This window comes from uncultured Clostridium sp. (genome assembly GCF_934754915.1).
Taxonomy (GTDB): Bacteria; Bacillota; Clostridia; order Clostridiales; family Clostridiaceae; genus Clostridium.
Genome location: NZ_CAKVKB010000031.1, coordinates 13,084 through 34,432, shown reverse-complemented (window position 1 = coordinate 34,432; position 21,349 = coordinate 13,084). Strand labels below are relative to the sequence as shown.

At 29.3% G+C, this 21,349-nt stretch carries 19 protein-coding genes; 3 read left to right on the top strand and 16 right to left on the bottom strand.

Features of this window, described 5'->3' with window-relative positions; genetic code table 11:
• Nucleotides 1-96: 96 nt before the first annotated feature.
• The 4 genes from nrdG to Q0F58_RS07225 all read right to left on the bottom strand — a co-directional run bounded on the left by nrdG (nt 97) and on the right by Q0F58_RS07225 (nt 6,491).
• Nucleotides 97-606, bottom strand: coding sequence for an anaerobic ribonucleoside-triphosphate reductase activating protein (gene nrdG, locus Q0F58_RS07240; RefSeq protein ID WP_294374336.1), 510 nt, complete (start codon nt 604-606; stop codon nt 97-99).
• Between the two features lie 219 nt (nt 607-825).
• Nucleotides 826-2,754, bottom strand: a complete 1,929-nt coding sequence (locus Q0F58_RS07235; protein ID WP_294374333.1) for an aconitate hydratase — start codon at nt 2,752-2,754, stop codon at nt 826-828.
• A gap of 124 nt (nt 2,755-2,878) precedes the next feature.
• Entirely contained in the window at nt 2,879-4,039 is a 1,161-nt protein-coding gene (gene nifV / locus Q0F58_RS07230) for a homocitrate synthase (RefSeq protein ID WP_294374329.1), read from the bottom strand.
• Between the two features lie 343 nt (nt 4,040-4,382).
• Nucleotides 4,383-6,491: an anaerobic ribonucleoside triphosphate reductase gene (locus Q0F58_RS07225; RefSeq protein ID WP_294374324.1), complete on the bottom strand. Its 2,109-nt coding sequence runs from the start codon at nt 6,489-6,491 to the stop codon at nt 4,383-4,385.
• Nucleotides 6,492-6,857: 366 nt separating this feature from the next.
• Here Q0F58_RS07225 and Q0F58_RS07220 point away from each other — a divergent pair, with 366 nt between their 5' ends.
• From Q0F58_RS07220 to Q0F58_RS07210, 3 genes are all read left to right on the top strand, one after another.
• Complete coding sequence (locus Q0F58_RS07220; RefSeq protein ID WP_294374322.1) at nt 6,858-7,703, top strand: DegV family protein; 846 nt, start codon at nt 6,858-6,860, stop codon at nt 7,701-7,703.
• Between the two features lie 3 nt (nt 7,704-7,706).
• Complete coding sequence (locus Q0F58_RS07215) at nt 7,707-8,165, top strand: PadR family transcriptional regulator (protein ID WP_294374319.1); 459 nt, start codon at nt 7,707-7,709, stop codon at nt 8,163-8,165.
• A gap of 115 nt (nt 8,166-8,280) precedes the next feature.
• A complete protein-coding gene (locus Q0F58_RS07210; RefSeq protein WP_294374317.1) occupies nt 8,281-8,487 on the top strand; it encodes a hypothetical protein in 207 nt (68 codons plus the stop codon).
• Between the two features lie 73 nt (nt 8,488-8,560).
• Here the strand turns inward: Q0F58_RS07210 and Q0F58_RS07205 are convergent, their stop codons facing one another.
• From Q0F58_RS07205 to metG (Q0F58_RS07150), 12 genes are all read right to left on the bottom strand, one after another.
• On the bottom strand, nt 8,561-8,752 hold the full coding sequence (locus Q0F58_RS07205) for a ferredoxin (protein ID WP_294374314.1): 192 nt from the start codon (nt 8,750-8,752) through the stop codon (nt 8,561-8,563).
• Nucleotides 8,753-8,883: 131 nt separating this feature from the next.
• The gene (locus Q0F58_RS07200; protein ID WP_294374310.1) at nt 8,884-9,729 is read right to left on the bottom strand and encodes an Mrp/NBP35 family ATP-binding protein; all 846 of its coding nucleotides are present in this window, start codon (nt 9,727-9,729) and stop codon (nt 8,884-8,886) included.
• 17 nt (nt 9,730-9,746) lie between these two features.
• Entirely contained in the window at nt 9,747-10,577 is an 831-nt protein-coding gene (locus Q0F58_RS07195; RefSeq protein WP_294374307.1) for a hypothetical protein, read from the bottom strand.
• The gene (locus Q0F58_RS07190) at nt 10,567-11,337 is read right to left on the bottom strand and encodes a prolipoprotein diacylglyceryl transferase (protein ID WP_294374302.1); all 771 of its coding nucleotides are present in this window, start codon (nt 11,335-11,337) and stop codon (nt 10,567-10,569) included. Before Q0F58_RS07190 ends, Q0F58_RS07195 begins: the two co-directional genes overlap by 11 nt.
• Nucleotides 11,338-11,435: 98 nt before the next feature.
• Nucleotides 11,436-11,996: a hypothetical protein gene (locus Q0F58_RS07185; RefSeq protein WP_294374299.1), complete on the bottom strand. Its 561-nt coding sequence runs from the start codon at nt 11,994-11,996 to the stop codon at nt 11,436-11,438.
• Between the two features lie 10 nt (nt 11,997-12,006).
• On the bottom strand, nt 12,007-13,452 hold the full coding sequence (locus Q0F58_RS07180) for a hypothetical protein (RefSeq protein WP_294374296.1): 1,446 nt from the start codon (nt 13,450-13,452) through the stop codon (nt 12,007-12,009).
• Between the two features lie 146 nt (nt 13,453-13,598).
• On the bottom strand, nt 13,599-14,444 hold the full coding sequence (gene rsmA, locus Q0F58_RS07175) for a 16S rRNA (adenine(1518)-N(6)/adenine(1519)-N(6))-dimethyltransferase RsmA (protein ID WP_294374293.1): 846 nt from the start codon (nt 14,442-14,444) through the stop codon (nt 13,599-13,601).
• Nucleotides 14,445-15,002: a ribonuclease M5 gene (gene rnmV / locus Q0F58_RS07170; RefSeq protein WP_294374291.1), complete on the bottom strand. Its 558-nt coding sequence runs from the start codon at nt 15,000-15,002 to the stop codon at nt 14,445-14,447. It abuts the gene before it with no gap.
• Between the two features lie 222 nt (nt 15,003-15,224).
• Nucleotides 15,225-16,283 carry a 3D domain-containing protein gene (locus Q0F58_RS07165; protein ID WP_294374289.1) on the bottom strand — a complete coding sequence of 353 codons (1,059 nt, stop codon included), beginning with the start codon at nt 16,281-16,283 and terminating at the stop codon, nt 15,225-15,227.
• A 430-nt stretch (nt 16,284-16,713) separates the two neighbouring features.
• Nucleotides 16,714-17,499 carry a TatD family hydrolase gene (locus Q0F58_RS07160; RefSeq protein ID WP_294374287.1) on the bottom strand — a complete coding sequence of 262 codons (786 nt, stop codon included), beginning with the start codon at nt 17,497-17,499 and terminating at the stop codon, nt 16,714-16,716.
• Nucleotides 17,500-17,661: 162 nt separating this feature from the next.
• The gene (metG, locus tag Q0F58_RS07155; RefSeq protein ID WP_294374285.1) at nt 17,662-19,290 is read right to left on the bottom strand and encodes a methionine--tRNA ligase; all 1,629 of its coding nucleotides are present in this window, start codon (nt 19,288-19,290) and stop codon (nt 17,662-17,664) included.
• A gap of 67 nt (nt 19,291-19,357) precedes the next feature.
• Nucleotides 19,358-21,328 carry a methionine--tRNA ligase gene (gene metG / locus Q0F58_RS07150; protein WP_294374338.1) on the bottom strand — a complete coding sequence of 657 codons (1,971 nt, stop codon included), beginning with the start codon at nt 21,326-21,328 and terminating at the stop codon, nt 19,358-19,360.
• Nucleotides 21,329-21,349 lie beyond the last annotated feature (21 nt).

The following is a 21,349-nucleotide window of genomic DNA, read 5'->3' as shown; positions in this document are numbered from 1 at the left end:
TCAATAAGATTATATCATAAATACAAATATATTTTTATAGATTTGTATAGATTATTTTTAACTGTTAAAAGCCCCCCTAAAATATATTGTAATATATTAATACTCTAAAACTATTATTTTTCCTTCTTTTAAACTTTCCTTTACATCAATAATTCTTTGATTGTATGAACCTCTAAATTTTAGCCCTTCTTGTGTCATCTCTTCTTCAAATCTACCATCTACAAGAACATCTATATTATTCAAAAGTTCATTCCAGCCATTTCTTTCATCTTTATGTTCCAATATATATTCATATGTATATCCTGTATAACTCCAGACATTCAATTCATTTTCTTTAAATTTTTTAGCCATATATGCAAACTTATCTGCCTGCTCCCATGGATCTCCTCCACTAAAAGTAACACCTCTAAGCATTGGATTTTCTAAAACCGCTTCTATTAATTCATCCATATTACGGTCTTCTCCACCCTTAAAATCATGTGTATCAGGATTAAAGCATCCTTTGCATTTATGTCTACAGCCTTGTGCAAAAAACACTCTTCTCATTCCTGGCCCATTTACAAGACTTTCATACGCAATTCCTGATAATCTTATATTCTTATCCATATCGTCTAAGCTCCTATTTATAAATTTACTCTTTATTTATTATATAACTAATTTCATCTTTACTTATCTTAATGAACTCATTTTTCAAAGTTTCATAATTAATCTTCCCAGCTCTAGATGATTTATATACTTTTTTATAATAAAATATGAGATTCAGAAAATATATTCTGAACCTCATATTTTTTAGTATTATTAATTCGAAAAATACACAGCTATATTCTATGCATTATGTTTTACGTAATTTAATCTTCCGCCAGCTTTAATTACTTCGATTTCTTTTTCTGCTAAATCAGCAACTGCTTCAAATTGAGTTCCTTTAGTTAAGTTCTTAACTATAACTTTTCCGTTTTCTAAAGCATTTTGAATTCCTTCAATTTTTAATTCATCTAATAAATCAATGTTGTCATAATCTGCTCCATTTTCAAATTCTAATGGAATTATACCGTTATTGATTAAGTTTGCTTTATGAATTCTTGCAAATGATTTAGCTACAACACCTTTGATTCCTAAGTATAGAGGTGCTAATGCAGCATGTTCTCTACTTGAACCTTGACCATAATTTTCTCCTGCAATAATGAATCCACCATTATTTTCTTTAGCTCTCTTAGGGAAATCTGCATCTATTGTACTGAAACAGAATTCTGAAAGATAAGGAATGTTAGATCTAAATGGTAATAATTTAGAGTTTGAAGGCATAATATGGTCTGTTGTTATATTATCCTCAACTTTAATAACTACCTTTCCATCTACTTCTTCACCTAATGGCTTTCCTATTGGGAATGGTTTTATATTTGGTCCTCTTACAACTTCTACTTCTGCATTAGTTGGTGCTGGTGGTAATATCATAGAATCATCTATTATGAATTTTTCTGGCATTTCAATGTCTAAATCAACATCATTAATCATTTCTCTTGGATCAGTTAAATATCCATTTATTGCAGAAACTGCACCTGTTTCTGGGCTGACAATGTATATTTGTCCTGATAATGTTCCACTTCTACCATAGAAGTTTCTGTTTACAGTTCTTAAAGATATTCCATTTGTTCCTGGTGCTTGACCCATACCAATACATGGACCACAAGAATTTTCAAGTATTCTTGCTCCTGCACTAATTATGTCTGCTAATGCTCCATTTCTAGCAATCATTTCCATAACTTGTCTTGAACCAGGTCCGATTACTAAGCTTACATTAGGATTAACTTTTTTACCTTTTAATATTCTAGCAACCTTCATCAAATCCATGTATGATGAATTTGTACAACTTCCGATAAACACTTGATCTACTTTAATCTTACCAGCTTCTTTAACTTTAACTACATTGTCTGGCATGTGTGGTTTTGCTGTTAATGGCTCTAATTCGCTTAAATTAACAGTTACAACTTCATCATAAACTGCATCTTCATCTGGTTTGAATTCTATCCAATCAGATTCTCTATTTTGAGCTTTAAAGAATTCTAAAGTTCTTTCATCACTTGGGAAAATTGAAGTAGTTGCTCCAAGTTCTGCACCCATGTTAGTTATAGTTGCTCTCTCTGGTACTGAAAGACTCTTAACACCTTCTCCTGCATATTCAAATACTTTACCAACTCCACCTTTTACAGTAAGTTTTCTTAATACTTCAAGTATTACATCTTTTGCAGATACCATCTTATTTAATTTACCTGTTAACTCAACCTTAACAACTTTTGGAGTATTGATGTTATATGCACCACCACCCATGGCTAATGCAACATCTAATCCACCTGCACCCATAGCAAGCATACCAACTCCACCTGCTGTTGGAGTATGGCTATCTGATCCTATTAAAGTATCTCCTGGAGTTGAAAATCTTTCTAAGAAGATTTGATGACATATACCATTTCCTGGTTTTGAAAAATATACTCCATATTTTGATGCTACTGTTTGAATAAACTTATGGTCATCAGCATTTTCAAAACCTTGTTGTAACATATTGTGATCAACAAATGCTACTGATTTTTTTGTTTTTACTCTGTCTATTCCCATGGCTTCCAATTGAAGATATGCCATAGTTCCTGTTGAATCTTGAGTCAAAGTTTTATCAATTTTTAAAGCAACTGGCTCACCTGCTTTTAACTCACCTTCAACAATATGACTCTTTAAAATTTTGTATACTAAGTTATCTCCCACTTTAGTAATCCCCCTATTGCTTATTTATGTATTTAAATTTAAATTTTTTGGCAATGGCAATTGCATATTCACTATAAAGACTCATCTTCTATATAGTGAATATGCTTTACTTTAAAAAATTATTTTATTTTTCTTCTTTTAATCTTCTATGATATTCCTTATATAATTGAACAACTTCTTTATCAAAAAGTGTTCTCTTTAATCTTACTGATGTAGATCTAACAAGTTCTAATATTCCCTTAGATTCTTCTTCTGTAAGATCAATATTATATTCTTTAAATTTATTAACTATAGCTGCTCTTCCTGAGTGTTTTCCTATAAGAATCTGTCTTTCAAGTCCAACTATAGATGGATCAAAAGCTTCATAATTTTTAGGATCTTTTAATGCACCATCAGCATGAATTCCTGATTCATGAGCAAACATGTTAGTACCAACAATTGCTTTCCACTTAGGTAATTCTCTTCCTGATGCTCTTGAAACATATTCAGATACTTCTCTAAACATCTTTGTATTTATATTTTCACCTTTGTATCCACATACTATCATAAGAGCCATTAAAACTTCTTCTAATGCAGCATTACCTGCTCTTTCACCAAGTCCATTTACAGTAACTCCAACATGTGTAGCTCCTGCATGAAGACCTGCTAACGCATTAGCAGTAGCCATTCCGAAATCATTATGAGTATGCATTTCTATATTAAACTTTGTAGTATCATGAAGATATTGTATTTTATCCTTAAGACCAAATGGTTCCATTATACCAACAGTATCACAGAATCTAAATCTGTCAGCACCAGCCTGCTTTGCTGCATTTATAAATTGAATTAAAAATTCCTGATCAGCTCTTGATGCATCTTCACCATTAACAGAAACATATAATCCATTTTTCTTTGCAAATTCAACAGACTTAACCATATTTTCTAATACCCATTCTCTTGATTTCTTAAGTTTGTGTTGGATATGGATATCTGAAACAGATGTTGAAATTGCAACAGCATCAACTCCACAATCTATTGATTGTTCTATATCACTAATTACAGCTCTATTCCAAGCCATTATACTTGGCTTTAAATTTCTCTTTACAATTTCCTTTATAGCTTCCTTTTCATCTCCGCCCATTGTAGGAATTCCAACTTCTAATTGGTCTACTCCTAAATCACTTAACATTTCAGCTATAACAATTTTCTCTTCATTAGCAAAAACTACTCCAGCTGTCTGCTCCCCATCTCTAAGAGTCGTATCTACTATAGTAATCTTTTTTCCTTCTTTATCATTAACTACCATGTTAATTCCCCCATCTTTAATTTTTACTTACTGCTCTTCCTATTTTTTCTTTTTAATAACATACAACTATAATATCATATTATAGCATAAGCATACAAGTATTATAAATTCTTTTTGCAATCATTACAAGTTCTTCCTTCACTGTACTAGCATTTTAGGTATTTATTATTGCTATTATGGTTATTTATTGCAAGATTTTTTTCATTTATTGCATTCTTTTAATTTTTATGCTTATTTAGTTATAAATATTCTTTTTCAAAAGTAAAAAAAGTAATGATGTGACATAAATATTAATTAACTACATAATAAAGTCAATTTTCTTAATATGTCACACCATTATTAATTAGTAATGATTTTTATGATTTTCAGTATGAGATATTCTATCTTCTCTTTCATGATATTTTCCTGGTCCAAATCTTTCATCAAGACTAAGATATCCAGTTACTCTTGAAATTCCTTGAATATCAGTGCTCTTACATTTAGGACATTCATGTTGATGTTCCTGTAAATATGTTCCACAATTCTTACAATATCTTATATGAAAATTAATTCCCATATAACTTATGTTAGTTTTTTTGTATGCATAGTTTATTATATCCATTACAGCTTCTCCAGATGGAGCATCATCAACTTCGATATAACTTATATGTCCTCCATTACAAAGTTTATGATATGGTGCTTCAATATCAATTTTATCTTTAATTGATATTGGATATGCTACTGGAACATGGAAGCTGTTTGTATAGTATTCCTTATCTGTTACGCCTTCTATTTTTCCAAATATCTTTTGATCTTGTTTTATAAATTTCCCTGAAAGTCCTTCTGCTGGTGTAGCATAACAACTCCAGTTTAATTTATATTCTTCTGTTAACTTATCACAATAGTTTCTTATATGTTCTATAATTTTGATTCCTAAATCTCTGGAATTTTCATCTTCTCCATGATGTTTTCCAGTTAAAGCAACTAATGTTTCTGCTAATCCTATAAAGCCAATTCCCCAAGTTCCTTGCTTTAATATTGGTTCAATTAAATCATCTGGTCCCAAACCTTCTGAGCCTTTCATAAGTCCTTGCCCTGCAACAAATGGTAAATCCTTAACTCTTAAATTCTTTAAAACATCATATCTATGAAGTAATGACTGTCTTGCTAAATCAAGTCTTGAGTCTAATATATCAAAAAATTTATCAATATCACCTTTTGCTTGAAGACCTATTCTTGGCAGATTAAGAGTTGTAGGAGCTATATTTCCTCTTCCCTTACATCCTGGTTCTCCATTTATATTTTTCATAAGGTAAGTTCTACATCCCATTGTTGCTGGAACATATCCTTTATCATAATATTCCTTATTAAAATCTGCATCTATATTCATAAATGTAGGATTCATTCTCTTTGCTGCTACCCTGCATGCCAATTCATAAAGATAATAATATGGATCGTTTGGTTCTCTGTTAACTCCTTCTTTAACTCTAAAAATTATATTAGGAAATATTGGTTGTTCTCCCTTTCCTAATCCTTTTTCATATTCTAATAGGAATATCTCACAAACTAACGCTGCATCTCTACTTTCAGGAAGTCCAAGATTAATTGAACTAAAAGGAACTTGTGATCCTGCTCTTGAATGCATTGTATTTAAATTATAAACAACACCTTGCATAGCTTGATGAATTCTCTTATTAACCTTCTTTTCAGTTAAATCATCTATTTTATCAGCAGAAATTTCTAATTCCTCTAATTCTTTTCTAACTTCATCTCTCGTTGGCTGTACAAAAATAGCCATATCATTATCAAAATCTGGATGTGATTGTCCTCCAAACATATCATTTTGAGTAGATTGTAATAATATGCAAGATAATTCTGCTGCTGTTTCTATTCTTTTTGGTGCATTAATCGTTCCATATCCTGTATTAAATCCATTTGTAAGCATTTCTCTAGTTGGTATATGAAGACAATTAACTGTTAAATTATAACTATCTAAATCATGATAATATAAATCTCCGATTTCATGAGCTCTTGCTAACTTCTTAGGCATAATTGCAAGTGTATTCCATTTGTTAGATTCAGATGCTATTCTTAATAATTTAGAACTAAAATTATTTCCTACATTAGCGTTATCTCTATCTGTTTCTACCCCAATTTTACGAATCGCCTTCATCAAATCTGATTTTATTTCTCTTACTTTAGTTCTTTCCTGTCTATATGTTGAATAAGCAACTGCTATATCTATATACCCTTCATCTTGTAAAGCTCTTTCTACAAAATTTTGTATTTGTTCAACAGTTACAGATTTTTTATGCTCAACTTCAATATAATCTGTTACCTTTGCAACCGTAGTTAAAACTTCACTTTCCTTAAGAGCCAAACCGATTTCATTAGCTGATCCTTTTATAGCTTGAGCTATTTTGTCAGAATTGAACTCTACTTCTCTTCCGTCTCTCTTCACAACATATAGCATTGTTTTTCCCTCCATGATACAACATATTGTATAATTAATACCGTACTATTATACTGTATAAGATATTCATACGCAATGCTTTTAATTTTTTATTTTTTGCCTTCTATATTTTAATTATCTTTAAATAGATATGATTATCTTACTATTTGATTAATTTTTATGCTTATATTAAATTTGACTTATTTAAAAATATTCAGGATTTGCTTACCTTCTAATATTAAAGTAATTTCATCTCATAATAAAAAGATATACTCAATTGTGTAAAAATTTTAACTATATCACTACTGATAATTATATCACTATTGATAATATTATCAGTAGTGATATAATTAGGATAAATAATCTAAATCAAAAGGAGAATTGAAAATGGAAAAAATCGCATTGATTACAGATAGTGCTTCTGATATTAATCCAGAATTAGTAAAAAAGTATAATATAAATATTCTTCCATTTAAAATAATATTTTCAGATAAAGAATATAAAGATGGTGTAGACATAACACCTTCAATGCTTTATGAAATGCTTCCAAAAGAAATTCCAACAACTTCACTTCCAAGTATAAGTGAATTTACTAATCTATTAGAAAATTTAAAATCTGATGGATATACTCATGCAATAATATTAACAATTTCCCATTGCTTCTCAGGTACATTTAACGCTGCCAGACTTGCTTCTGAAAGTGTTGAAGGAATTACTACATTTGTCTTCGATACGCATACTCTTACAATGTCTGAAGGTGCAATGGTCTTAGAAACAGCAAAACTAATTGAAGATGGAAAATCCTTTGATGAAATAGTTAAAGCTCTTCCTAATATAAAAGAAAAAATAGATGTATTTTTTACTATAGACACTCTTACTTATTTAAAAAAAGGCGGAAGAATTGGTAAAGTTGCAGGAACAATTGGAGAAGCACTAAATATAAAACCAATAATAACAATAAAAGATGATGGATTTCATACTTGTGCAAAAATAAGAGGAATTAAGCAATCTATATCCAAATTATCAAGTATATTAAACGAATATCTCACTAAGAGTAAATGTAAAGTCTGGATTATGAATGGAAATGCTCCTGATAAAGCAGATTTACTATATAATGCTATCAAAGATTCTGAAAACTTAATCGAATGTAATTTAGGCGGAATGATTGGTCCTGCTCTTGGAGTTAATACTGGTCCAGGTCTTGTTGGTTTTATTGTAGAGATGGTGGACTAATATATGAACAATTCAGAGGCTCCAAATATGGATTATATTAAAGCTGAAGAAAAAAGACTATATGAAGAATATAAGAAAAAAATTTCTGCCTTAAAAAAGGAATCTAAAAAACAAAAAGAATCGTCAGTTCAGATTTTCACAAAAGGTCTGCTTCCTATATATGTATTATATTTATTATCATTATCTCCTACTAATGGCAATGAAATATCACATACCATCAGTTTAAAAACAAATGGGAAATGGACACCAAGTACTGGAGGAATTTATCCTCTTTTAAAACGTATGGAACAAGATGAACTTATTATTGGAGAATGGGATAATCCTCATAAGCATTTCCAAAAAATTTATAAAATTACGGAAAAGGGATTAAAAGAATTTGAAAATAAGAAAAAAATATTAAAATCAAAAATAGAAGATTCTTTAGATGTATTTAAAATAATATATAGCGATTTATATTTATAAGTAAAAAAGAGTTTTATCAATACTTTATTTAAGATAAAACTCTTTTTTGTATATATATATTAACTTTGTTAACAATAATAAATAATTAACTTCAATAATTAAAAGGAGATTATTTATGAAAAACTTTGTATTAGATTCAAATTATAAAGATGCTATAGTAGTTGATTCAAATGACAATTTCTCAACTATTCCTTCTAATATTCTTCCAAACAATCCTATAAGCAAATATGAAGTAAATTCTAATCAGATTTCAAACAGCTATATATCACATAAATCAAAAAATGATAATTTTAATAAATTCAATATTATAGACTGTCTATAATTTTCTTATTAATGAATAAGAAGTCATTGTTAAAAACATCCGTTATTACAATGACTTCTTTAATTTGCACTTTTTATTCTTCAACTGAAATTACACTTACAGGACAACTATCAGCTGCCTCCTGAACAGCTTCTTCACATTCAGCTGGTGCTTCATCAACAACAAATCCTGCTTTTCCATCATCTTCAATTTCAAAGCATTCTGAGCAAATTGATGTACATAATCCACAAGCAATACATCCATCTTTATCTACTGTTGCTTTCATAACTCTTCACCTTCTCTTTAGAAATTACATTATTAATATTTCCCAAGAAATATATAGTTATGTGCATTAAAATGAAAAACTTCTGCATTTTTATCAAATACAGAAGTTTTTCATTTAAATATTTTTTTGTTTTAATAAAGGCCTTCAAATATTAATGAATACAAAGGGCTCTCTTTAACATACTGCTCAGCTTTACCTTCTTCAAGAGCTTCTGTAAAATCAACATCAATAGGTAATTCTCCTATTAATGGAATACCTAAATATTCTGCATTCTCTTCAGAAGATTTTTTACTGAAAACTCTTATCTTTTTATCACAATCCGGGCAAGTTATATATGCCATATTTTCAACTACGCCTCTAATCTTTATTCCAACTTTCTGTGTCATTATAATAACTTTCTTAACAATCATTGAAACCATGTCTTGTGGAGTAGATACTATTACCATTTCATCAATAGGGAATTCCTGCATTACTGTCAATGCTATATCTCCTGTTCCTGGAGGCATATCTATAAGCAAAAAATCTAATTCTCCCCAGTTAGTTTCGCTATAAAGCTGTTTTAATACTCCATTAATTACAGCACCTCTCCATATAACTGGTTCTTCTTCAACTGGAGTAACAAGATTCATAGACATTACTTTTATTCCACTTTCTGTTTCAACTGGATTAAATCTAACCATTTCATTATCTAAAGGTTCAATTAAAGATCTCTTTTTATTTATCCCAAAAAATCTTGGCATTGACGGACCTGTTATATCAGCATCTAAAACACCAACTTTATAACCTCTTTTAGCTAACATTGTTGCCATAATTCCAGTCACAGTTGATTTCCCAACTCCACCTTTACCACTTATAACACCTATAATATTTTTTATTGTCCCATATCTAGGAGCTAATTTAGGTATCTGCGTTTCACAACTACCTTTACTTTTTGTTTGACATTTATCTTTACTTGGACAACTATCACAGCTTCCCATTCTTATCCTCCTTATCTTTACCAGTCTTGAGGTTTTTCATTAGCCTCACTAACCTTGATGTCCCAATCTTTATAATTATATTCTGCAGTTATATAATAACTGTTAAAAGATTTATCTAATTTATTATCTATAGTTATTAATGTTTTAAATGTTTTACTATTATAACCTCTATTTTTGATTTTAATTATCACATCAAACTGATCTGAATTATTGTTGACTAAGTCAACATTATTCAATTCTTTATCAAGATTTTTCTTAAAATTCTCTAAATCAGCAGAAAATACATATTTTAAGCAGTCTACATCTCCTGATATATCTATTCCAACTTTAGAATTGGCTAGCATATCTTTATGAGCCCTAACTACTTTTAATATTGATCCATAATAAATGTATTCAAAATTTCTAGGTTTTCTTATAAAAGAAAGATTCTGCATTATTGTATTTTCCAATGTCTTAGGAACTGAAAAAGAACTTGTATCATTATAAAAATTTCCCATCTTGCTTGAGCTTTCACCAACTACATAATAATATGTTCGCTTTTCTTCGCCTACATAAACTTCAAAAATATAATCTGGATCTAAAGAACTTTTTTCCTCACGCTTTTTTCCTTTTACAAGAATTTTATATATGTCATTTATAGCTTGTGAATCATTAACTATAAATCTAAATCCACTATCTCTAACATTCTGTATTACTATTTTATCAACTTTATTCTGTTTTATATAATTAAATTCTTCATTTCTAAAATTAAGCTTTACCGCCATATCTTCCATTACAGAACATCCAGATAAAGGCATAACAAACACTATTAGTGCCATAAGCATAATTATTAATTTGTTAATTTTCAATGCTTTTTTTCGCTCCTTTAAAAATCCTAATACTGTTAAATAAAATAATTCCAAGTGCTAAAGTAAATATTGCTATGAATTGTGATGTAGATAATATACCAACATTTCCTCTAGGATCATTTCTTAAAAATTCAACCAAAAATCTTCCTATACTATAAATCATTAAATACATACCCATCACTTTTCCATTTTCTCTTTGTTTTTTCCCATAGTATAAAAGAAATATACCTAAAATAAAATCAAAAATTGATGAATAAATCTGTGTTGGATGAACATGAATACCTGCAGGTGCAAGTGATCCCTCTGGAAATACAACCCCTATTGGTAATTGTGTTTCTGCTCCATAACAACATCCAGCAAGAAAACATCCAATACGTCCAAAACCTTGAGCTATAGCAAGCCCAGCAACTGTAATGTCCATCATTTCGAGTATATTCCATTTTTTCTTTCTGCAATATAAATACATTCCTAATGCGCCACCAGCAATAGCACCATAAACTACAAATCCATAACCAAAGTTAAGCAATATACCTGGATCCTTTATTATTTCTTTTATTTCAGTTATTATAAATAATCCTTTACCACCTAATATGCCACCTATTACAGCACATATAATTAAATTTAATAATGAATCTTCATCGTATCCTCTTTTTTTACCTTTATTTATAAATAATGCTGCTGCCACAATTATTCCTATAGCAATCATTAATCCATAACTTTTTATTTTTATTCCAAATAAACTAAATAATATTATTCGCATCAATTACCTCCTAACACAAATAAGTATCAAGGAGAAGCTTAATTATGCTTCTCCTTGATACTTTAAATTATAATACTTATATAGTTTATTAGCAAACCTTATTTGTCATGCTTAATGCTTGATATTACATTCGAACACTCATTATCCAAATCTGAATTATGACTATTCTTTGATATATTAAATAAAATTTTTATTATTTGTCCATTGTCTCCTTTAATATAATAAGACCTATTTATATAACTATATCCATTATCAATCTCTGTATTATATTTTGATAAAACACCTATGCTTTCAGAATTTTCAAATGGAATTATTTCATTATCTGAATATTTTAATGGCTGCTTCTTCATATCATTTTCTGCATAAACTCTTATATCCTGTTTAGTATTTATAACTTGAAGCAAACCACTAACAGACTTATCTACATTTTTAAATTCAACATTATAGCTTATATAATCATTTTTGTTTTCTGATTCATCTACATTCCATTCTGATGGAAATTCTATTGAGTAATTTTCAAATGTATATATATTTTCTTCAGTGTTTTTCTCTATAATATTTAAATTAGAGAAATTGTCAGTAAAAAAACTTTGTGATATGGCTAATAACAGCATCAATGATGATAACAAAGCTGTAACAGTAATTTGTTTTTTATTCATATTTAAAAATCTACTCAGTAGGAACTACTATAGAACATTTTTTATAATCATAAAACATTAACCAATATCCATTATTTCTTGTTCCATCATTAGCCCATGTTACAAATCCTGTTTTTCCTCCATAAGGCTGTTCATCTGATGATTTGCTTCCCGGAATACCATAAATAATATATTGAAGTTCTCCTATACTGTTACATTTATAGCCTAATAAAAAGTAATTTTCCTTATTAATATAAGGATAGTAATTCAACATTGGATAATAAGCTAATGTATATTTATCATAATCAGATTTATTGCATAAATCATTCATATTGTTTACATTTACTCTATACCATTTACAGTAATTTATATCAGGAACACTACCTTTATATACCTCAAACCCTCTAGCAATCCTTTCAAAATATTTTCCTTCTTCTCCTTTTATAGAAAATGTTTGTTCCTTATTTATATTTTCAATAGATTTTTCATATCCCTCAAAATCTATCCTATCTAACCTTGTATTTTCTTCAATCCTTCTACTTTTTTCTATTGATTCAGCTATATATTCTTCATCTCTCTTACATTGAATTTTAGATTTGAACCTTTTCCAACACTGATCGTCATCTGATTTTTTCTTTATAAATCCATAAATAACCATATCTTCTTTCATATTAGGTATTTTTATGTTTATATCAAGAACACAGTCTTCTAATTTATCATATATCTTTTTAATTTCATCTCCAGAACAATATTTTTTATCTTTATCCTTTTCTTTGCATTTTTTACATCTCTCTTCTTCATCTGAGTTTCTATTATCAAGTGCGTCTATTTCTAAATTATCATCAACTTCTTCTGTAACTATGTTCTCTTTTATTGCTGAATTATTATCTGTACTTTCATGAGATACAACTTTAGGTTCAACAACTTTAGTTTCTATTATCTTAGCTTCAATTACATTTTTTTGAGGCTGCTCATGAGAAATTACCTTTGCTGGTTCTTTTCTTATAGTTTCAAGGTCTGTTTTTTTATCCATTCTATTTGAAATTTCAATATCTTTAACTACTTTGTATTTTTTCCAATTTTCATTAGTTTCTTCCCCATTCATGAACCCATGCATTATAAAAGTCATTTCATTCCCACTATTTATGCATATTGCAGCTCCGGATATTTTTTCATATGAAATTCCAAGGCCAGCAATATTATTAACATAATATTCTTTACTCGTGTCTCCTTTTCCAACTTCATTAACCTCAAGTCTTCCTAAATCGATAAGCTGCCTACAGTCTTTTTTACTGCAGATAAGTATCATTGAATAATTGTTTTCCTTATTTAGATTTTGAGCATAAAAGGAAACCTTACATTTATCTCCTTTCGCTTCCACTTTAGCATATCCTGATAGAGCCTTTTCGTTAGATGAACTTCCTCTATCATCTTCTTGTAGAATTATAAAATTTCTATACAATTTATTATGTGCCAAGCCAAATTTCCTCCCACATATATTTATTCCATATAGTATATGCACCGTAATCTTGATTATGATTTATTATACTTAATAACAAGTAGGTAAATAAAAAAGCCATAATCAAAGCATTATTACAACTTTGATTATGGCCATACTTAAAATTATTCTTTTTCATCATATATACAATCTGCTAAACTTGCAAATTCTTCGATAGATAAAGTTTCTGCTCTTCTCTTTGGATCTATTCCGGATTTTTCAAAAGCCTTCTCTAATTTTTCTTTGCTCAATTTAAATGACTTTGCAGCATTCCATAAAGTTTTTCTTCTCATATTAAATCCAGCTCTTACAAGTTCAAACATAAGCTTTTCATCCTTAGTTTTAACTCTTGGTTCATTAAGTCTGTCTAATCTTATTACTATCGATTCTACTTTAGGTCTTGGTATGAAACAACTTGGTGCAACTCTTCTTACTATACTTGTATTGCAGTAATATTGAACAAGAACAGACAAAGCACCATATTCCTTACAATTTGGTTCTGCATCAATTCTTTCTGCAACTTCTTTTTGTATCATTATAGTTAGAGATTTAAAATTATATCCGTCCTTTAATAATTTTACTATTATAGGTGTTGTTACATAGTATGGTAGATTAGCTACCAGTTTAACACTTTGTTCATTTCCTATGAGCTCATTAAAATCTACTTTTAAAGCGTCATTATGTATTAGATTAAAATTTTCATATCCACCTAACTCCTCTTGCAAAATAGGAATCAAATCATTATCCAGTTCAATTGATGTAACTTTCTTTGCTTTCATCAACAGTTTTGCAGTTAATGTTCCTACTCCTGGACCAATTTCTATTACAAAATCCTCATCATTAACTTCTGCACCTTCAACTATATTTGTAAGTACAGAATCATCAATTAAAAAATTTTGCCCAAGACTTTTAGAAAATTTAAAATTATATTTTTTAACTAATTCCTGTGTTTTGTAATCCTTCAAATCCATCTACTTATTACCTGCTTCCATTTGTTTTTCTATTTCATTTACAGCATTAGTAAATTCTTCTTTAGTTATTCCATAATTATTTAATCTAGATACCATCTGTGCTGCATTTCCATAACCAATGCCTAAGATCTTACCTAGCTTTTGTCTTCTTTCTTTTGATGTTGAATCACCTGTAAGTTTAAAGTATAGCATATCCTGCATGTTAAAGAATTCTGTTTTTTCTGTTACAGTAATTTTAGCTGTTTCTAATGCTCTTAATATTACTTCTGGAGTTGCATTTTCAACTCCTATATCCCCATTTTTAAGACCATCTTCTTTAGCAATATATGCATGCTTTATTCCTTTAACCCTTTTGGAAATTATTCTTCTTATTTTTTCTCCTGCAAAATCAGGATCTGTTAATACTATTACACCTTTTCTTTTTTGTGCTTCCTTTATTCTAGCAATAACTTTTGCATTTATTCCAAATCCACCAACTGCTATTATTTCAGCATCTAAAGCTTTTTTTACAGCATCAACATCGTCCCTGCCTTCAACAACAATAACTTCTTTAATCAATTATTATACTTCCTTTCATATGCTCTAATTTATAATTATTTTATATAAAATATCTCTTATTTAAATTTAATGTATTACTTTCATTATACTTGTTAACTAGAATATATCCAAATAATTTATAATATCTCTTTTTAACATTCCAATATTATATTGAATTTATAGTAATTGTCAAATTTATTCACATAAAAAAATAGAGATAACATATAGTTATCTCCAACAAATTTACCATTCCCCTGGGTAAGCTACAATTAAAACAGTAACTGGTCTTCTTCCCCATGTTTTACATTCACTAGATGAATTAAGGAATAAATCAATTATATTTCCTTTGATTGCTCCACCTGTATCTGATGCAATTGCATATCCATATCCTTCTACATAAACCTTGCTTCCTAAAGGAATAAATGAAGGATCAACTGCTATTGTACTAATACCACCTGGATTTCTAACAGGAGCCTTTCCTGTCGCAGTAGTTTTATCGCCACTATAAGCTGTCGCTACACAATTAAGCTTTTCTTTATAGTTTATGCTTTCTCCACCTCTACTCGCATACACTTGACCTGTTCCTTTTAGTACTATTTCATTCTGTGGTTCAACAATAGTTTTTGTACTTGTAATGTTTCTTGAAGTTTCCACTCCATCTTTATACACGACTTCATAAGTAACTTCCTTTTCTCCATTAACACCTTCACTCTTAACCTTACTAACACTTTTATCAAGATTTTCATCTTTTTCAACTATTGTTTCAAAGTTAATGGGCTCATTTTGTACAAGTTCTTTCTTTTCAACATTGATAATCTGTACACTTAAATTATCTTCTATCTGACAATTTGCATCCGGTAATACTTCATCAATGCTGTTATTAAACTCTATTCCATTTTCTTGTAATGTGCTTTTTTCATTTTCCAGCATTTCCCCAATAGTATCTTCTGCGCTTTGTACTTCTAATCGTACACCATTTGCTGTTATTTCTACTGGTATAGCTGACTTTATTTTGATTGTTTCTTTTTCAGATACTCTGGATTCTAATGACGGCTGCACTTTGTCTTTAACACCTACTGCAATGTTTCTTTCCTGCAGCACATCTTGAACAGTCCCTTTGTAAGTGACAAAAGTTTCTTCTTTTCCATCAATACTTATTGTTAGTGTTTTTCTCATATTCATTACTGTTATAGTCGCTATTGTTGCAATTGTTAGTGTTGTTGCAACTGCTCCTAAAATGATTTTTGCCTTCGGACCGTTAAATAAAGATTTGGTGGTAAATCGCTTTAATCTTTCTACCATTAATTTCCCTCCTTTGGCAAGAGTGTCTTTTGCATTATATATTAATCTGACCATATTGTCAAATTAATAGACTCTTGCATCGCTAATGAAGCACTTTTTTTATAAAATTAAAATATTGTTAAAAATATTATAATAAAATAATAGCATTTAATTTTATGCTTCATTTTTAATTAATGATGTGAGGTTAAAAAGCTAATTTAACCTTATATAATTTTTAATAAATGACTTACTTATATTCTTCTTTATCTACACATTAAATTTTATGTAGAAAATAATTCAGAATATAATTAAATTATTCTATGCTATACGGCATCTTTATCTTTTTATAGATTTGTATTTAGGCTCATATTTTTTCTACAATAAGTCATATTTGAAAAAGTACTTTGTACAATTATTGTACACTTAATTTGTGTACGCTTTATATATTACCTTATTTTTCCAATTTCATCAACCTCAAAAAATTCTTGTTAAATTGAATATTTGCTTCATAAGGGTCGATTTCTTTAATTTCCGCAATTTTATTTATTATATATTCAATATAATCTGATTTATTTCTTTTTCCCCTATTAGGTTCAGGAGCCATATATGGACAGTCTGTTTCAACAAGCATTCTGTCTAAAGGCATATCCTTGGCTACTTCTACTACCTTTTTTGCATTTTTAAATGTAACTACACCTGTAAAACCTATATAATATCCTAACTTAACACATTCTCTTGCAAATTCAACACTTCCTGAAAAACAATGAACCACACCTCTAACTTCAGGAAATTCTTTCATTATTTCCAATGTATCTTGATGAGCTTCTCTATCATGAATAACTACAGGAAGATTCAGTTCTCTTGCTAAATTCATATGTTTTCTGAATACTTCTTTTTGAACTTCTTTAGGCGGATTTTCATCCCAATAATAATCTAATCCAATTTCTCCTATTGCTACAATTTTAGAGTTTTCTTTTATATATTTTTTTATTTCTTCTAAAGTATCATCTTTCATTTCATCTGCATTTTCAGGATGTATTCCTAATGCACCATAAATATATTCATGAGTTTTTGTCAATTCATCAGTAATCTTCAAGCTTTTATATGATGAAGCACAATTAAGTATTCCTATAACACCATTTTCAGTAATTTGTTTTAAAACTTCTTCTCTATCACTTTCAAACTCTTCATCATCATAGTGTGCATGACTATCTATAATTTTAAATTTATTATCCATATTATTTCTCCTTTAAAAAATTATTATTTGACACATCATTGACATATTCTGCATGTATTATTTTAATTGTAAAGTAGTTAAGCATTATTATTTACCCCTTTTAACCATTTGTTTTCATATGGTTAAAGAACGTCTCATTCCCCTAAGTGAGACGTTCTTTTTTTAGTTCTTTTCATCTTTTAGTCGTGCTAATTCTTCATCAGCTACACTTTTATCAATTCTTTCAAATAATATCTCTAAATTATTAATTTTCCCCTCTTTTATTTCAATAGGCATCCATACTGGTTCTTTTATCCCTAAAAATCCCCTTAATTTTTGAGCTGAATTTGGAATAAAAGGTTCTAAAAGATTACTTAAATTAGCTATTATCTGAACGCATGTGTGCATGCTCTCCTGACACTTGCTTCTATCTTTTTTTATATTTATCCATGGCTTTTCATCATCAAAATATTTATTAGATTTTTTGATAAAATTGAATATGTACTCTAGTGCTTTTTTAAAATTTCCTTCCTCTATATTATCTCCAACATCACAATAAAGTTTAAACATGTTATCTTTAAACTTTTTATCTATAATTCCTTTTGGTATTTCTCCATCAAAGTTTTTATTTATAAATGCCAATACTCTGTTCACTAGATTTCCAAACAATCCAACTAATTCATTATTATTGGTATTTATAAATGACCTCCATGTAAAATCTGTGTCTTTTGTTTCTGGTCCATTGCTTATCAAATAATATCTTATTAAATCTGCATCATACTTATCTAGTAGATAATCAGGCCATAAAGCCCAATTCTTTACTGCTGAGAAATTTTTTCCTTCAAGTTTCATATATTCACTTGAAATTTCTCTTATATTTGGTCTTTTGATTCCAAGTCCTGATAATATAGCTGGAAATATTACTGTATGGAATGGAATATTATCTTTTCCGTGCACAAAATAGATTCTGCTATCCTCCCCATTCCAATATTCCATATAATCTTCATTTCTCTCATCAAGACATTTCATGCTGGCTGTAAGATATCCCATTACAGCTTCAATCCATACATAAATCTTTTTATCTTCAAATCCTGCAAAAGGAACATCTACACCCCAATTGAAATCTCTAGTTACTCCTCTGTCTCTCAATCCTTCATTTAAATATCTATTTGTTATCTTTTGTGCATTTTCTCTCCATCCATTTTGACGTATGTAAATTCTTTTAACATCATTCTCAAGTTTTGATAATGCAAAAAATAGGTGTTTAGTTTCTTTTATAATAGGTTCTGATTTGCAAAAAATGCACTTTTTATCTAGTAAATCTTCTGCTTCAAATATTTCTGAGCATTCATCACATTGATCTCCTACTGCATGACTTCCACAAGATGGGCATCTTCCCTCAATATATCTATCTAAAAGATATTCATTACAATTTGGACAAAAAGTCTGTTCAACTTCCTTTTCATAAATATATCCTTTATCATATAGTTCCCGAATAAACTCACTAACTTTTCTAGCATGATATTCTGTATGAGTTTTTGTAAAAATATCAAAAGAAAAACCGAGTTTTTCAAAGCATTCTTTGATTTTTTCATGATAATATAAACATGTTTCTTCTGGAGTTTTGCCTTCAGCTTTAGCTCTCATTGTTACTGGTGTACCATGAGAATCACTTCCTGAAACAAATACAACATCATCTCCCATAAGTCTATGATATCGAGCCAGCACATCTCCTGGAAGTAATACAGCTATTCTTCCTAAATGGAGTTCTCCATTGGCATATGGCCAAGCATTTCCTATTATTACGTTCAAAAAAACACCCCCACTTTTTAATTGAAAGCTGAGAGTATTTTTCCCCCAGCCTTCAGTAAAATATCAATTATCTAACAATGCTTCCGCTTAATAAATCACCTGGATCAACAACTTTTAATATACTATCATCATCACTTGCGGCACATAAAATCATACCTTGTGATAATTCCCCTCTTAATTTAACCGGCTTTAAGTTAGCAACTAAAACTACATTTTTACCAACTAATTCTTCTGGCTTATAATGTGCTGCTATTCCTGAAACCACTTGTCTTTCCTCTCCACCTAAATCCACTTTTAATTTAAGTAATTTCTTAGCTCCTTTTATTGGTTCACAAGCTAATACTTTAACTACTCTTAAATCAATTTTTTCAAATTCATCTATTGTTATTTCATCTTTTATAGGTGCTATTTCTCTTTTAGCTGGAGCTGGATTCATCTTAGCTCTTAATTCTTCTAATTCAGCTAATTTCTTTTCAACATCTATTCTTGGGAATAAATTATCTCCTTTAACAACCTTAGTTCCTGCTACTGTTCCACTAAATTCTTTTAATGAATCCCATGAAAGATTTTCAGAATTAATCTGTTCATTAATCTTCTTAGCTGTATCTGGTAAGAATGCAGAAATCATAACTGAAGCAAATCTTAAACTTTCAATTAAATTATAAAGAACAGTTCCAAGTCTTGCTTTCTTATCTTCATCTTTAGCAAGTATCCAAGGAGTTGTTTCATCAATATACTTATTTGCTCTTCCAATTAATTCAAATACATGTTCTAAAGCTAATGGAAGATTTAATTGATTAACTGCTTCTTCAACTTTAGCTGGTGTACTTAATGCTAAATTTATTAATTCATCATCAAAATCACCTTTTTCAGCTTGTGCTGGAATTTCTCCTCCGAAGTATTTTTCTATCATTGCAACAGTTCTAGATAATAAGTTTCCTAAATCATTACAAAGATCTGAGTTTATTTTCTTTATGAATATTTCATTGTTGAATAATCCATCTGCGCCAAATGGAATTTCTCTTAGTAAGTAATATCTTACTGGATCCACTCCAAATTCATTTACTAAAACAACAGGATCTACAACATTACCTTTTGACTTAGACATTTTACCACCATCAACAAGTAACCATCCGTGTCCAAATACTTGCTTTGGAAGAGGTAAACCTAAAGCCATTAACATTATTGGCCAGTAAATAGTGTGGAATCTTAATATATCTTTACCTATTAAATGTACATCTGCTGGCCAGAATTTATCATATAACTCTGTATTTTCCTGACCATATCCAAGAGCAGTTATATAGTTTGATAACGCATCAATCCATACATAAATAACATGTTTTTCATCAAATGTTACTGGAATCCCCCAGTCAAAACTTGTTCTTGATACACATAAATCCTGTAATCCAGGTCTTAAGAAATTATTTAGCATTTCATTTTTTCTTGATTCTGGTTGAATGAAATGTGGATGTTCTTCAATATACTTTATTAATTTATCAGCATATTTACTCATTTTAAAGAAATAAGCTTCCTCTTTTGACTTTTCAACTGGTCTTCCACAATCAGGGCATAAATTTCCTTCTAACAATTGAGTATCAGTCCAGAAAGATTCACATGGAGTACAATACCATCCTTCATAAGAACTCTTATAAATATCTCCTTGATCATATAATTTTTTAAATATATCTTGAACAGCTTTTACATGATAATCATCAGTAGTTCTGATAAATTTATCATAGCTTATATTCATCATTTTCCAAAGATCTTTTATTCCTGCAACTACTTCATCTACATGTTCCTTTGGTGTGATTCCCTTTTCTTCAGCTATTCTTTGAATTTTTTGTCCATGCTCATCTGTTCCTGTTAAGAACATTACATCATATCCTGTTAATCTTTTAAATCTTGCTATAGCATCAGCAGCTACTGTAGTATAAGTGTTACCTATATGTAGTTTTGTTGATGGATAATAAATTGGTGTTGTAATATAAAATGGTTTTTTACAATCTTTACACATTACGTAATTCCTCCAATATTTAATTTACAGCTGGAAGCTAATTTA

What these genes read in the sequence shown, in the direction of transcription:
- nrdG (WP_294374336.1), bottom strand. Translation starts at nt 606, where the DNA reads ATGGATAAGAATATAAGATTATCAGGAATTGCGTATGAAAGTCTTGTA.
- nifV (WP_294374329.1), bottom strand. Translation starts at nt 4,039, where the DNA reads ATGGTAGTTAATGATAAAGAAGGAAAAAAGATTACTATAGTAGATACG.
- Q0F58_RS07225 (WP_294374324.1), bottom strand. Translation starts at nt 6,491, where the DNA reads ATGCTATATGTTGTGAAGAGAGACGGAAGAGAAGTAGAGTTCAATTCT.
- Q0F58_RS07220 (WP_294374322.1), top strand. Translation starts at nt 6,858, where the DNA reads ATGGAAAAAATCGCATTGATTACAGATAGTGCTTCTGATATTAATCCA.
- Q0F58_RS07215 (WP_294374319.1), top strand. Translation starts at nt 7,707, where the DNA reads ATGAACAATTCAGAGGCTCCAAATATGGATTATATTAAAGCTGAAGAA.
- Q0F58_RS07210 (WP_294374317.1), top strand. Translation starts at nt 8,281, where the DNA reads ATGAAAAACTTTGTATTAGATTCAAATTATAAAGATGCTATAGTAGTT.
- Q0F58_RS07205 (WP_294374314.1), bottom strand. Translation starts at nt 8,752, where the DNA reads ATGAAAGCAACAGTAGATAAAGATGGATGTATTGCTTGTGGATTATGT.
- Q0F58_RS07200 (WP_294374310.1), bottom strand. Translation starts at nt 9,729, where the DNA reads ATGGGAAGCTGTGATAGTTGTCCAAGTAAAGATAAATGTCAAACAAAA.
- Q0F58_RS07190 (WP_294374302.1), bottom strand. Translation starts at nt 11,337, where the DNA reads ATGCGAATAATATTATTTAGTTTATTTGGAATAAAAATAAAAAGTTAT.
- Q0F58_RS07185 (WP_294374299.1), bottom strand. Translation starts at nt 11,996, where the DNA reads ATGAATAAAAAACAAATTACTGTTACAGCTTTGTTATCATCATTGATG.
- rsmA (WP_294374293.1), bottom strand. Translation starts at nt 14,444, where the DNA reads ATGGATTTGAAGGATTACAAAACACAGGAATTAGTTAAAAAATATAAT.
- Q0F58_RS07165 (WP_294374289.1), bottom strand. Translation starts at nt 16,283, where the DNA reads ATGGTAGAAAGATTAAAGCGATTTACCACCAAATCTTTATTTAACGGT.
- Q0F58_RS07160 (WP_294374287.1), bottom strand. Translation starts at nt 17,499, where the DNA reads ATGGATAATAAATTTAAAATTATAGATAGTCATGCACACTATGATGAT.